The 12866-nt window shown below is 66.2% G+C and carries 13 protein-coding genes; 8 read left to right on the plus strand and 5 right to left on the minus strand.

Annotation, left to right across the window (positions count from 1 at the left end):
• Positions 1–2 precede the first annotated feature (2 nt).
• Positions 3–887: an alpha/beta fold hydrolase gene (locus tag G7Y82_RS07260; RefSeq protein WP_168147362.1), complete on the plus strand. Its 885-nt coding sequence runs from the start codon at positions 3–5 to the stop codon at positions 885–887.
• Between the two features lie 13 nt (positions 888–900).
• Here G7Y82_RS07260 and G7Y82_RS07265 read toward each other — a convergent pair whose 3' ends face one another.
• Positions 901–1335 carry a hypothetical protein gene (locus G7Y82_RS07265; protein WP_168147363.1) on the minus strand — a complete coding sequence of 145 codons (435 nt, stop codon included), beginning with the start codon at positions 1333–1335 and terminating at the stop codon, positions 901–903.
• 218 nt (positions 1336–1553) lie between these two features.
• On the opposite strand from G7Y82_RS07265, the gene G7Y82_RS07270 reads away from it, so the two are divergent.
• From G7Y82_RS07270 to map, 3 genes are read left to right on the plus strand one after another with little or no spacing between them, the layout of a single operon-like run.
• Positions 1554–1766, plus strand: a complete 213-nt coding sequence (locus G7Y82_RS07270) for a hypothetical protein (protein ID WP_168147364.1) — start codon at positions 1554–1556, stop codon at positions 1764–1766.
• On the plus strand, positions 1763–2449 hold the full coding sequence (locus tag G7Y82_RS07275; RefSeq protein WP_168147365.1) for a hypothetical protein: 687 nt from the start codon (positions 1763–1765) through the stop codon (positions 2447–2449). Before G7Y82_RS07270 ends, G7Y82_RS07275 begins: the two co-directional genes overlap by 4 nt.
• Before the next feature lie 60 nt (positions 2450–2509).
• Entirely contained in the window at positions 2510–3256 is a 747-nt protein-coding gene (gene map / locus G7Y82_RS07280) for a type I methionyl aminopeptidase (protein WP_168147366.1), read from the plus strand.
• Between the two features lie 19 nt (positions 3257–3275).
• Here the strand turns inward: map and G7Y82_RS07285 are convergent, their stop codons facing one another.
• Positions 3276–4295 (minus strand): AraC family transcriptional regulator, encoded by a 1020-nt coding sequence (locus G7Y82_RS07285; RefSeq protein WP_168147367.1) that lies wholly within the window; start codon positions 4293–4295, stop codon positions 3276–3278.
• A 104-nt stretch (positions 4296–4399) separates the two neighbouring features.
• Between G7Y82_RS07285 and G7Y82_RS07290 the strand changes: the two genes are divergently transcribed.
• The 3 genes from G7Y82_RS07290 (at position 4400) to G7Y82_RS07300 (ending at position 7502) form a co-directional block, all read left to right on the plus strand.
• A complete protein-coding gene (locus G7Y82_RS07290) occupies positions 4400–5899 on the plus strand; it encodes a flavin-containing monooxygenase (RefSeq protein WP_168147368.1) in 1500 nt (499 codons plus the stop codon).
• The gene (locus G7Y82_RS07295) at positions 5889–6677 is read left to right on the plus strand and encodes an alpha/beta hydrolase (protein ID WP_168147369.1); all 789 of its coding nucleotides are present in this window, start codon (positions 5889–5891) and stop codon (positions 6675–6677) included. The genes G7Y82_RS07290 and G7Y82_RS07295 overlap by 11 nt, the downstream gene beginning before the upstream one ends.
• Positions 6678–6800: 123 nt before the next feature.
• Entirely contained in the window at positions 6801–7502 is a 702-nt protein-coding gene (locus tag G7Y82_RS07300) for a glutathione S-transferase N-terminal domain-containing protein (protein ID WP_168147370.1), read from the plus strand.
• Positions 7503–7534: 32 nt separating this feature from the next.
• Here G7Y82_RS07300 and G7Y82_RS07305 read toward each other — a convergent pair whose 3' ends face one another.
• Complete coding sequence (locus tag G7Y82_RS07305) at positions 7535–8179, minus strand: hypothetical protein (protein WP_168147371.1); 645 nt, start codon at positions 8177–8179, stop codon at positions 7535–7537.
• 458 nt (positions 8180–8637) lie between these two features.
• On the opposite strand from G7Y82_RS07305, the gene G7Y82_RS07310 reads away from it, so the two are divergent.
• Positions 8638–9663, plus strand: coding sequence for a fatty acid desaturase (locus tag G7Y82_RS07310; protein WP_168147372.1), 1026 nt, complete (start codon positions 8638–8640; stop codon positions 9661–9663).
• Between the two features lie 37 nt (positions 9664–9700).
• Here G7Y82_RS07310 and G7Y82_RS07315 read toward each other — a convergent pair whose 3' ends face one another.
• A complete protein-coding gene (locus G7Y82_RS07315) occupies positions 9701–11047 on the minus strand; it encodes a carbohydrate porin (RefSeq protein WP_168147373.1) in 1347 nt (448 codons plus the stop codon).
• 76 nt (positions 11048–11123) lie between these two features.
• On the minus strand, positions 11124–12848 hold the full coding sequence (locus G7Y82_RS07320) for a PTS fructose transporter subunit IIC (protein ID WP_168147374.1): 1725 nt from the start codon (positions 12846–12848) through the stop codon (positions 11124–11126).
• Positions 12849–12866 lie beyond the last annotated feature (18 nt).

Raw genomic sequence — 12866 nt, forward strand, 5'->3', positions numbered from 1 at the left:
ACATGAAGTCCTTGTACGCCCGCATCGGCGCCTGGCTGTACCGGCTCGCGCAACGCGCCGAATCCCGTCGCAGCGGCCTGCGCGCCGCCGTCGTCGATGTCGGCGACAGCCGCATGATGACCTGGCAGGGCGGTGCCGACCGCGCCGAAACCATCGTCATGATTCACGGCTACAGCGCCGACAAGGCCGTGTGGATGCGCTTCGCGCGGCCGTTCAGCGCGCGCTATCGCCTGCTGATCGTCGATCTACCCGGTCACGGCGAAACGGCCTTCGATCCGGCGCTGCAATACGACACCACGGCTCAGGCGCGGCGCGTGATCAAGGCCATGGACGTGCTCGGCATTCAGCGCGCGCACGTCATCGGCAATTCCATGGGCGGCTTCATCGCCGCGCGCATGGCGCACGACTTTCCGGAGCGTGTCAGCAGCGCGACGCTGATCGACGCCGCCGGCATCACTGCGCCGCAGGACAGCGACCTGCAGAAGATGCTCGACGCCGGCCGCAATCCATTCCTCGTGCATACGCGTGCCGAGTTCGACACGTTCTACGCGATGACGATGGCGCGGCCGCCATGGATGCCGCGCATCACCACCGCGGCGCTGGCGCAGGACTACATGCGCCGCCGCGACTCGCTGGCGCGCATCTTCAGTGACTTCAACGGCGTCTACCCGCTCGACGCGCAGCTCGCCGACATCCGTGTACCGGTGCTGGTGATGTGGGGCGCGCTCGACCGCATCCTGCACGTCAGCATGACCGACGTCTGGGCCGACGGCATTCCCGGCGCGCAGCGCATCGTCTACCCGGATCTCGGCCACATGCCGATGCTCGAAGCGCCCGGCCGCAGCGCCCGCGACATCGGCGCCTTCATCGCCGCGCACGCTGCCTGAGCGCCGCCCGCGCTCAGAACGGCAACTCACGCACATCCGGCGCCAGCCACGCCCTTCGCGCCGCGACACTGAATAGCCGCTCGCGCGACCAGTACGACAACAGCCAGTCCGGTTTGCCGTAGGGCGACGCCAGCAGCGTGTTGAGCGCCGCGTGCAGCGGCAGCTCTGGATGCGCCGTGAGCCAGGCGCGACCGGCGCGCACGGACGCCAGCGTGATCGTCTCGTGATAACCGGCCGTATCGCTGTTCTGTTTGTCGCAGGCCAGGTTGTAGCGGCGGATCAACGCCGGCATCTCGGCCAGCGCATCGCGCGTCGGCTCACGCAGCATGACCAGCGCCGCGGCACAGTGCGCGGCATGCGTCCACTCGGACGCCGGCAGGCTCAGATCGAGAAAGCGCGAGGCGACTCGTTCGACTCCGGCGTCGCTCGCATAAGGGGTGGCCACCATCTTGGAACTCCTACGGGTGAAAAGCCCGGCGGGAGCCAAAAAGAATCCCGCCATCGGGCGGGATCGGGATGCGGCGTCAGAAACGGAGCTAGCCGCTCCTGTTTTTCGTCCGCGCACACGCCAGCCCCGCTGATTCGGGGTGTTGTTGCAGCGTCAGGACGTGCGAAAGCGTGGGCATGCGCGAAATCTAGCGGACGTGCCGGCGCATCGCAATTCTCGTGCTGGAAGACGGATGGCGCGATAGGGTCCGTTGGGCGATCGACTTGGATCGCACGCGCGCCATCGCCTTGCATTGCGGCATGATGAAGGCGAAGCAGCACCCCGGATTCCGGCTGAAGTCTTTTTTGAATGGTGTTCTCTCAGTGATCGCGAGGCTTGGAGATGAGCAAGCAAAAGAAAACGCCGCAACAGAAAAAGGCGCTCAGCTATGAGCACGACCGGATTGATAATGACGAGTAGTAGCAGCGCAGCGCCGGGCCAGCAGTACAGCATCAGGAAAATGATGTGGGGGCTGATTGTTGCGATCACCATATTCGTGTTCTTCCCATTTTCAATGCTGATTGCGAGTGACTGTTATTTCAGCCGCTCTGTCTTCTATGTGCTGACATCCGTGTTCTTTATCTGCTTCATCGCCTCGGCGTGGTTCTGTTTCAAAAAATTTTGGCGTGACGAATTGATCTTGTCGTCCAGGAAAGGCCCGAGGCGTGTCGGTCCCGTAGAGCAGACGGTGATAGTGCTTCTTTTCAGTGGCGGCTTGAGCGCATACGCATGGCTTGCGGTCTACAGCACGAGCCTGCTCGCGCTGTTCGTCACTGCACGGCAGCCGACGCACTTCACAGCCGAGATAACGGCGGTGGGGGGTCCGAAAGGCGGAAAAGGGTGCGGGGCTGATGAATACAGCTTCTATAACCGCCCGATCGCAAGGCGCTCCTATTTTTGCGGGTATAACAAACTGTATCCCGGTGCTCGTTCTGGAGATCAAGTGTCAATCGTCGAAGACGTGGGCGTACTCGGCGTGCGCTTCATTGGCGTCAAGCGCGATCACTCGACCATGACAGGCCGCTCTGCAGTTTCTGAAAAACCCTCCCGTAGAAGCGGCGGATCGCTGCGATAATCCGTGCCGGGAAGGCGCCGGTGCCAATCGCGCAGCGATGCTGCTCAATCAGGAACTCACATGACCATCGAAACCGAAGATGATGTTGTCGCGCTCAAGCGCATCGGCCGTATCGTGTCGGCGGTGTTGCAGCAGATGCTCGACGCCGCCGAGCCGGGCATGACGACGCGTGAACTCGATGCGCTGGGCGCGAAGCTGCTGGAACGCCACGGCGCGCGGTCGGCGCCGATGCTGACCTACGACTTTCCGGGCGCGACCTGCATCAGCATCAACGAGGAGGCCGCGCACGGCATTCCGGGTGATCGCGTGATCCAGGCGGGCGACATGTTGAACGTCGATGTGTCGGCCGAGCTGGGCGGTTATTTCGCCGACACCGGCGGTACGCGGATCGTGCCGCCGGTCAACGCGCAGAAGACGCGGCTGTGCCACGCGACGCGCACGGCGCTCGATCTGGCGATGAAGCAGGCGCGGGCCGGGCGGCCGATCAGCGGCATCGGCGCCGCCATCGAGCGGACGGCGAAGACCTACGGCTTCCGCGTCATCGAAAACCTCGCCAGCCACGGCGTCGGTCGTGCCCTGCATGAGGCGCCGGAGCACATTCCGGGCTATTACGATCCGGCCGATACGCGCGTGCTCGAGGCGGGCATGGTGATCACGATCGAGCCGTTCCTGTCGACCAAGAGCCGCATCGTGCGCGAAGCCGACGATGGTTGGACGCTGGTGGGCGCGCGCGGCAACCTGTCGGCGCAGTACGAGCACACGATGATCATCACCGACCACGAACCGATCGTCGTCACGCTGCACTGAAGCCGCTGCAGCCCGGCGCTTACTCGGCGGTGGGCAGGCCGCGCGCACGAATCGCCGACGGCGAGCGGCCGAACCAGCGCGCGCAGTTCCGGCATAGAACGCTTTGATCGGCGAGGCCGACGATGTCGGCGACGTGGGCCAGCGGAACGTCCGTCGCGGTCAGCCAGTGTCGCGTCTGATCACGACGGACGGCGTCGACGATCGCCGAGAACGACGCACCTTCGGCTTCGAGGCGGCGCTGCAGGGTGCGCGGGTGCAGGCCCAGCAGGCGGGCGACCACTTCGCGGCGGCCGCGCGTACTCGACAGGGCGCGGCGCAGGATGTCTTCGACTTGCTCGACGACGGTCTTGTTGCCGCCTTCGAACGCGAGCTTGAGATATTCGAGGCTGAGTCTATGCAGCGCGGCGACGGCGCCACTCAGGCTTTGGTCGAGAAAGCGGCTGGGAACGATCAGCTCGGCATGGGTGCGTTCGAAGCTCACGGCATGGCCAAAGCATGCCGCATAGCGCAGCGGCGCGGCGATCGGCGGGTGCGGCAAGGTGACATCGAGCAGCGGCGGTGCGGCTTGCGCCAGAAAGGCGACGAAGTGATGCAGGTCGGCCAGACACAGATCGAGCAGCTGCCGACGCGGCAGCCAGTTCGGCGTGATCAGGGTCAGACGCAGGCCGGTCTGCTCGGGTGCCGGGCTGTCGGGATGCAGGCTGAGGCGGATGCCGTTGGAGTGGATATGCAGAAAGCCGCTGGCGACCTGTAGCGCCTCGCCGATGGTCGATGCGTTCTGCATGGCGATCGCCAGCGGCCCGAGGATGCTGATGTCCTGCCGCTCGGCGATTTGCAGGCCGAGATCGGGGCAGTCGGTGGCCTCGCTCGCCGCTTCGAGCAGCTGGCCGTAAGCCGGCAGCGAAATGCGCAGTTCCTCATCGGTCAGTGCTGCATGGGGAATCTGCAGCCGCTCCATCAGCGGCTCGATGGCCAAGCCGTGGTCGCGCAGGAATTCGGCGGCCCCGCGCATGCCGGCTGCCCGGATCAGGGTCGACATGTCTCCGATTGCAAAATCTTTGTCTCAAAAAGTCAAGATTGCATGGCCGGCTTTTGCGGAACATGCCGCTATCGATCGCTCTGAAAAACGAGGAGGAGACCTCAATGAGCAAGATTCTGGACGTCGTGATCATTGGTGCCGGCGTGTCGGGCATCGGCATGGCCTGCCGGCTGAAGACCGAGCAACCGCAGAAGTCGTTCCTGGTGCTCGAACGGCGGCAGCGCGCCGGCGGCACCTGGGATCTGTTCCGCTATCCGGGCGTGCGCTCGGACTCCGACATGTTCACCTACGGGTTTCAGTTCAAGCCGTGGCGGGACTACCGCACGCTGGCCGACGGTACGAGCATTCGCAACTACCTGGGCGGCACGGCACGGGATTTCGGCGTGGCCGATCGCATCGAGTACGGCATCCGTTGCACCGAGGCGAACTGGGACAGCGAGCAGCAGCTGTGGACGATCAGCGCCGTGTATGAACCGAGCGGTGAGGTGCGTCACTACCAGGCGCGCTTCGTGGTCAGCGCGCAGGGCTATTACAACTACGATCAGGGTTACCGCCCGAGCTTCCCGGACGAGGCGCAGTTCCAGGGGCGCATCGTGCACCCGCAGCAGTGGCCCGAGGATCTCGACTACACCGGCAAGAAGGTGGTCGTGATCGGCAGCGGCGCCACGGCCGTGACGCTGGTGCCGGCGATGGCCGAGAAAGCAGCGAAGGTGACGATGCTGCAACGCTCGCCGACGTACATCTTCTCGTTGCCGGGCTGGGACCGCATGACCCAGTTGCTCGACAAGGTGCTGCCGGACGGCTGGAGTTTCTCCATCGCGCGCAAGCGCAATCTCGAGATCTGGCAGTCCACCTACCGCATCTGCCAGCGCTTTCCGAAAGCGATGCGCAAGTTCTTCGTCGGTCAGGCCAAGCGTCATCTCGGTGAGCGCTTCACGATGAAGGATTTCAATCCGGCGTACGAGCCCTGGGATCAGCGTCTCTGCGCGGTGCCGGACGCCAACCTGTTCAAGTCGATTCGAGAAGGTCGCGCCGACGTCGTCACCGACGGCATCGAGCGCTTCACGGCCAACGGCATCCGGCTCAAATCAGGCCGCGAGCTGGAAGCCGACATCATCATCACCGCCACCGGCCTGTCGGTGCAGATGTTCGGCGGCATGGCCCTGAACGTCGATGGCGCACCGTATCGCGTCGCCGAAAAGATGACCTACAAGAGCGTGCTGCTCGAAGACCTGCCGAACTTCGGTTGGATCTTCGGCTACATCAACCTGTCGTGGACGATGAAGGCGGACATGTCCAGCCTCTACCTGTGCCGCTTGTTCGCGCACATGGAACAGCATCAGCAGGCCGTGGTGATTCCGCGTGATCGCGACAACGCCAAGCTCGAAGGCAGCATGATGGATCAGCTCACCGCCGGCTACGTGCAGCGCGCCAAGCATCTGCTGCCGCGCCAGGGCAAGACCATGCCGTGGATCGTGCGCAACCACTATCAGGAAGACCGCCGCATGATGCTGCGCACGCCGATCGCCGATCCGGCGCATCTGGAAACGCAGCCGCCGCGGCCGACGACGAAAAAGCCGGAGACCTTGCGCCGTGCCGCGTGAGGCTGCACCGGCCATCCTGCTGGTGCATGGGGCGTGGCATGGCGCGTGGTGCTGGGAGCGGCATTTCGCGCCGTCGCTGCGGGCGCGCGGCCATGAGGTCGAGACGCTTGATCTGCCCGGCCACGGCCGGCCAGGGCCGCAGCGCATCGGCCTCTATGCCGTGCGCGACTATGTCGATGCGGTCGAGGCGGCGCTGGCGCGGCGTGCGGTGCCGACTGTCGTCGCCGGGCATTCGATGGGCGGCTTCGTCGTCCAGAAGCTGATGGAGCGGCGACCGGCGCAGTTGGCCGGCGCCGCGCTGTTCGCTGCCGCGCCGCCACAGGGCGTGATCGGTGTGGTGCTGCATCTATTGCGCCATCGCCCGCTCGATCTGACGCGTGCCGTGCTGGGGCTCGATCTGTATCGCCTGGTGCGCGAGCCGCGCTTCGCTCAGGCACTGTTCTACAGCGATGGCGTCGATGCGAAGACGACCGAGCAGTACTGGCGCTTGCTGCAGAACGAGTCGTTTCGCGCCTTTCTCGACATGCTGGTGCTCGATCTGCCGCGACCGCGACGGATCGACGCCGCATTGCCGAAATGGGTGGCCGGTGGTGAGTGCGACGTCATCTTTCCGCCAGACATCGTCCGCGGCACGGCACATGCCTACGGGGTCGAGGCGCATTTGTATCCAGGGATGGCCCACAACCTGATGCTCGATCGTGGCTGGGAGCAGGTTGCGGCGGATTTCTCCGGGTGGCTGCAGGCGCTGGGCGCGCCGGCAGCGGTGAAAGCGGCATAGCGGCGCGCGGGTCGGCGATCCGGGGGGACGGGCGACGAAGGTGGTGGCCTTGAATGCGCGGAATCCGGGCGCAGAACACAGACTGGCATCATCGCCGCTCCGTCCACCCCGACCCGAGACGCCATGTCCACCGATCTCTCGACGTTCCCGATTACCGCCAAGTGGCCCGCGCAACATCCGGACCGCCTGCAGCTCTATTCGTTGCCGACACCGAATGGCGTGAAGGTTTCGATCATGCTGGAGGAGTGCGGCCTGCCGTATGAGGTGCACAAGGTCAGCTTCCAGACCGACGACCAGATGTCGCCGGCCTTCCTGTCGTTGAACCCGAACAACAAGATTCCGGCGATGCTCGATCCGAACGGGCCGGACGGCAAACCGCTGCCGTTGTTCGAGTCCGGCGCGATCCTGCTCTATCTCGCCGAGAAGACCGGGCAGTTTCTGCCGGCCGATGCCGCCGGGCGCTACCAGACGATCCAGTGGCTGATGTTCCAGATGGGCGGTGTCGGACCGATGTTCGGCCAGCTCGGCTTCTTCCATCGCTTCGCCGGCAAGGACTACGAGGACAAGCGGCCGCGCGATCGCTACGTCAACGAGACCAAGCGCCTGCTCGGCGTGCTGGATCGCCACCTCGAAGATCGCGCGTGGATCATGGGCGACGCCTACACGATTGCCGACATGGCGATCTTCCCGTGGATCAACACCCTGGTCGGTTTCTATGGCGCTGGCGATCTGGTCGCTTACGACGCGTTCAAGAATGTGCAGCGGGTGTTTGATGCCTTCCTCGCGCGCCCGGCCGTGCAGCGTGGCCTGAAGATCCCCCAATAGGCGCGCGCTCGGTGGCGTCGCCGGCAGCGGATCTACGGGCCCGGCGACGTCGCCGTCATCAGCCGCGGGCAGTGGGTCTTGCCCTGCGGGCAGAAGAACGAGAACAGAAAGCGGTGGCCACTGGCGCAGGACAGCTCGGCGACTTCCTGGCCGCTGCCGTCCCAGTTCGATGCGAGCCGGCAGCCGGTCGGCAGTGCGTCGCGCACGTCGCGACGGAACAGGCTGGAGTCCAGCGCTTCGTGGATCGTGCGGGTGGCGAATTCGTGCGAGTACGGACCCGGTTCGACACTGATGTCGCCGATGGTCGTCGGCACCACGATCGCTTCCCAGCCCAGGCACTGCCAGTCGCCGGCAGGCTGGTCGTCGTCGCGACGGCAGACCACGTTGTAGTGCGCCGGCCGGTCGTTGACCGTGGCATGCGGCGCGCAGCGCACAGCAACTTCGATTTCCGGCGCGAAGCCCTTGCCGTAGGTCCAGCGCTTGGCCGGCTGCATGGTCGCGACGTCGACGCCGTACTGGCTGCACGCCATGGTGCGCATGGTATCGAGGTCTTTTCCGTGCAAAGAAACGGCTTTGCTCTGACCGCCAACGTTGGTGCCGGCGCGCGAGGCGGCAACGGCCGAGCCGCTGAGCAGGGCGGAGCTGGCGACGAGAAGCGCGAGAAGAAGCCGGTGCATCGATGACATCGAAGTGGAGACGCGTGACATCTTACGTCGGCCTTGCTGAATCGCTGCGCCCGGACGGCATGCGGTTCGCGCGTCGATTGGCCGCGCAGCCTGACGGTGTCGACAGGCCTCGGCAGCGGTGCGAGCCCCCGGTTTCTGGCGCCTCGCCCAACGCATGGCCGGCGTATCGCCCCGGCGCGCAAAAACGGCGAACCGAAAGCGCGTATAAGAGGCCGCCTCCGACCATACCGGTTTCGAACCCCGGCGTCGGGCGTTCGGCACCCGCCGCGCGCGGTACTTGAGAGCTGACCGATGAACATGCACCCCGACGCAACGGCGCCCGCCGTGTGCGCGGCACGGGCAACGACGCCCTTGCGTATTTCCGCTGCGCCCCGCGCGACGCCCGTCGCCAGCGATTTCGGACCGACGACGATGGGCGCGACGCGCTGCCCGGTGCCGGCGGTGCCCGCATGACGACCGATCGTGGCGCCGCCGACTGCGCGGCCTGGCGGAGTGTCATCCAGCAGTACTGCCGCTCGTCGACGCCGCGCGCCCTGTGGCAGTTGGCAAATACCCTGATTCCGTACGCGGTGATCTGGTACCTGATTCACCTGAGCCTGGCTGTTTCGTGGTGGCTGGTGGTGCCGCTCGCGGTGCTGGCCGGTGGCTTCCTGGTTCGAACCTTCATCATCTTTCACGATTGCGGACACGGTTCGTTCTTCGGCTCGCGGCGCGCCAATGACGTGGTCGGCTTCGTCACCGGCGTGCTGACGTTCACGCCGTATTACCACTGGCGCTGGGAGCACGCGATTCATCACGGCAGCGCCGGCCGGCTCGACAAGCGCGGTACCGGCGACGTGTGGACGATGACCGTGCGCGAATACCTGGAAGCATCGCGGGCGCGGCGTTTTGCGTACCGGCTGTCGCGCAATCCGGTGGTGCTGTTCGTTGCCGCGCCACTGCTGCAGTTTCTGGTGCTGCAGCGTGTGCCGTCACGGCGCGCGGCGGCGCGCGAGCGTCATTCGGTGTGGTGGACGAATCTGGCGCTGCTGGGCATGGCGATCGGCCTCAGCTCGATCTTCGGCTTCGTCGACTATGCGATCGTGCAGACCATCATCGTCGGCGTTGCCGGTGCTGCCGGCATCTGGCTGTTCTACGTGCAGCACCAGTTCGAAGAGGTGTACTGGGAGCACGGCGAAGAATGGAGCTACGTCGATGCCGCGCTGCGTGGCAGTTCGTTCTATCGGCTGCCGAAAGCGCTGCAGTGGTTCTCCGGCAATATCGGCTTTCATCACGTTCACCATCTGAGCGCGAGGATTCCGAACTACCACCTGCAACGGTGTCACGAGTCAGAGCCGATGTTCCGCGAGGTGCGGCCGCTGACGCTGCTGGCCAGCCTGAAGACGCTGCGGCTGCGGCTGTGGGACGAACAGCGGCGCAAGCTGATCGGCTTTCATCAGCTGCGCCGCCCGTCGCGCGGACTCTCGCCGGGCTGAGCGCCGCGCCGGGATCGAAGCGTCGGTGCCCCGCCGCTCAGCGGCCGGCGCCGATCGCTTCGCGCACACCGGCCGCCAGCGCATCGGTCAGCTGCAGATCGACACGCAGGCCGACGACCCACGCATTCGGCAGGTTGCGGGTGCGCGACGGATCGCCGAACTGATCGGGATGGATGTCGTAGATGACGTTCGGTTGCACGCGCAGCGCCGGCGTCACCTGGATGCCATAGCTCAGTTCCATCATCGGCTGCGACGCGTGCGGCGTGCCGCTGCCGCCGGAGGCTGCACGTGACAGACGCAGATTCTCCAGCGCCTCGTCGCTGTAACGCTGCTGTGTGTAGACGAAGCCCACGGTGTCGTGCGGGCGTGACGCGAACGTGCCCTTCTGCACGAATCCGACATCGAAGAACCAGTCTTCCTGCAGCGCGCCTCGGCCGGGGCCAAGCACATTGCCGAACACGGTCAGGCCGCGGTCGCCGGATGCGTCTGGCCGCGTCAGTTGCTGCTCGAAGCGCACGAACCAGCCGCTGCGGCCGCCGCTGCGCGTCGCGTAGTCGTTGCCGCTGAGCGCGGCCGGCGTGCGGTTGGCGTCGAGCAGCGGGTCCTGATAATCGGAGGCGTCGTACCAGCCGCCGACTTCGAACATCGTCGGCAGGCGCGCGCTGGCGGCGGTGGTCTTGTAGCCGACCGCGAACGGCGTGACGACACCGGTCGCGTCGTGCGTGCTCCAGCTCAGGCCGTGCTCGCCGTCCTGCGCCTGCTTGGGGTTGACCTCATAGGCGCCGACATGCGCGTAGATCGTCGGCGTCAGCCACGCCAGCGCGTGGCCACCCCAGCTCGACACCGGCCACCAGGTGAAGCTGCTGGTGTGGAACACGAACGTCGGATTGCCGCAGGCGGCGTTGAGCTGGAAATAGTTGCACAGCTGCGAGCCGAGAAAGTGAATGTTGGCGACGGTGCGGCCGGCTTCGACGATCAGCCGGTCGCCGAGGAAATGCTGTTCCAGCGTCAGGTTCGCGAGACGCTGGCCCTGGCCGCCGTAAATCTCCTGCACCGAGGTCGTGTTGCCGAGTTCGTCGACCGACAGATTGTCGCCGTGTCGGCTCGACAGCTTCAGATGCACGGTGGCGCCCTGCCAGCCGGTCAGCTTGTCGAGATCGAAGTCGGCGCCCGCGTAGAACTGGCCGGCGTAGGCGCCGCCGGTGTCCTGGCCGCCGTGCACGTTCCAGGCCGACTCGCCGGTGTACGAGGCACCGACGTCGATGCCGTCGGCCAGTTCGGTGGCGTGCGCGGCCGGCGACAAGGCCAGTGCCGGCAGCGCCGTCAGCGCCAGGGTCAACAGCGGGCGCGCGGTTCGGCGACTGTGGTGATGGGTCGAATGCATGGGCTGCTCTCCTCGAAGCGGCGGCGCGTCATGCACGCCGTCCGTTGTGGTTGGAATCTCGGGTATCGAACGCGACTCAGGCCGTGACCGGCTTCTTCAGCACGCGCAGGGCGAGGGCGGTGACCAGCGTGCCGACCACCAGCGCGATGGCGTAGACGCCAAGATGGGTGACGGCATTCGGAATCGGCAGCACGAAGACGCCGCCATGCGGCACCTTCAGCTCGACGCCGGCGCTCATCGAGATCGCGCCGGTGATTGCCGAGCCGATCATCAGTGACGGAATCACGCGCAGCGGGTCGCGCGCCGCGAACGGAATCGCGCCTTCGGTGACGAAGGCCAGGCCGAGTACCGCGGCGGCGTTGCCGGCCTCGCGTTCCTCGTGCGTGAAGCGGTTCTTGAACCACTTCGATGCCAGTGCCAGACCGAGCGGCGGCGTCATGCCGGCGGCCATCGCCGCCGCCATCGGCGTGTAGACCTGGCTGGCGATCAGACCGGTCGAGAACGCGTACGCGGCCTTGTTGACCGGACCGCCCATGTCGAACGCCATCATCGCGCCGAGCAGCAGGCCGAGCAGGATGGCGCTGCTGCCCTGCATGCCGCGCAGCCAGTGGGTCAGCGCCGCCAGCACCTCGGCGACCGGGCCGCCGACCACGTACATCAGGATCAGGCCAGTCAGCAGCGTGCCGAGCACCGGCAGGATCAGCACCGGTTTCAGGCCTTCGAGATTGCGCGGCAAACGGATCGCGCGATTGAGGCCGGCGACGCCATAACCGGCGATGAAGCCGGCGACGATGCCGCCGAGAAAGCCGGCGCCAAGATTGGCGGCGACCAGGCCACCGATCATGCCCGGCGCGATGCCGGGGCGGTCGGCGATCGAATAGGCGATGTAGCCGGCCAGCGCCGGCACCATCAGCGTGAAACCGGCCTTGGCGCCGATCTGGAACAGCGTCCACGCCAGCGTGCCCTGGTGTGCGTCGTCATAGGCGTAGATGCCGCCGAGCGCGAACGCCAGCGCAATCAGCAGGCCGCCGGCGGTGACGAACGGCAGCATGAACGACACGCCGGTCATCAAATGCTTGTACGGGCCGCTGCGCTTGCCTTGCGGCTGGCCCGCCGTCTTGGTGTTGGCGGCGTCGCCGTTGCCGGTCGGCTGCCGCTGCGCTTCGGCGAACGCCTTCTTGATCAGGTCCTGACCGGCGTTGATCGCCGGCTTGGTATTGGAGCGGAACACGCGCTTGCCGCCGAAGCGCGACAGATCGACCTCGCGATCGGCGGCGATGATGACCAGATCGGCATCGCGGATTTCATCGTCGCTCAGCGGCGTCTGCGCGCCGACCGAGCCCTGGGTCTCGACGCGGATCGCGTGGCCGAGCGCGGCAGCCGCCTGCTGCAGACCTTCGGCGGCCATGAACGTGTGCGCGATGCCGGTCGGGCAGGAGGTGATGGCGACGATGCGCTGGGCGCCGCCGTCACGGTTCGGCACCGCGGTGCCCGGCGTCGCTGCACCGGCCAGGCGCTCGACGGCGCCGTCGGCATCGGCGAGTACGACGTCGAGCGTCAGTCGTTCGGTCGGGGCGTGGCCGAGGCGCGCGGCGTCATGGTCGCCGTCGCCGATCAGCAGCGCGCGGCTGCTGCCGTCGAGGTCGGACAAATCGAGCGGCGCGACGATGCCTTGCGCGCTGCGCGTTTCGACGGCGAGCGCCAGGCCACGGTCGCCGGCCGCGCGGCGCAGGGCTTCGGCGGCGAGCAGCGCTTCGGTGCTGCGCTCGTCGACGGCGATGATCGCGAAATACTGGGTCATATCGGTTCTCCTCCGGGC

Origin of the sequence: Solimonas marina (genome assembly GCF_012241385.1) — a bacterium.
GTDB classification, from domain to species: Bacteria; Pseudomonadota; Gammaproteobacteria; order Nevskiales; family Nevskiaceae; genus Solimonas; species Solimonas marina.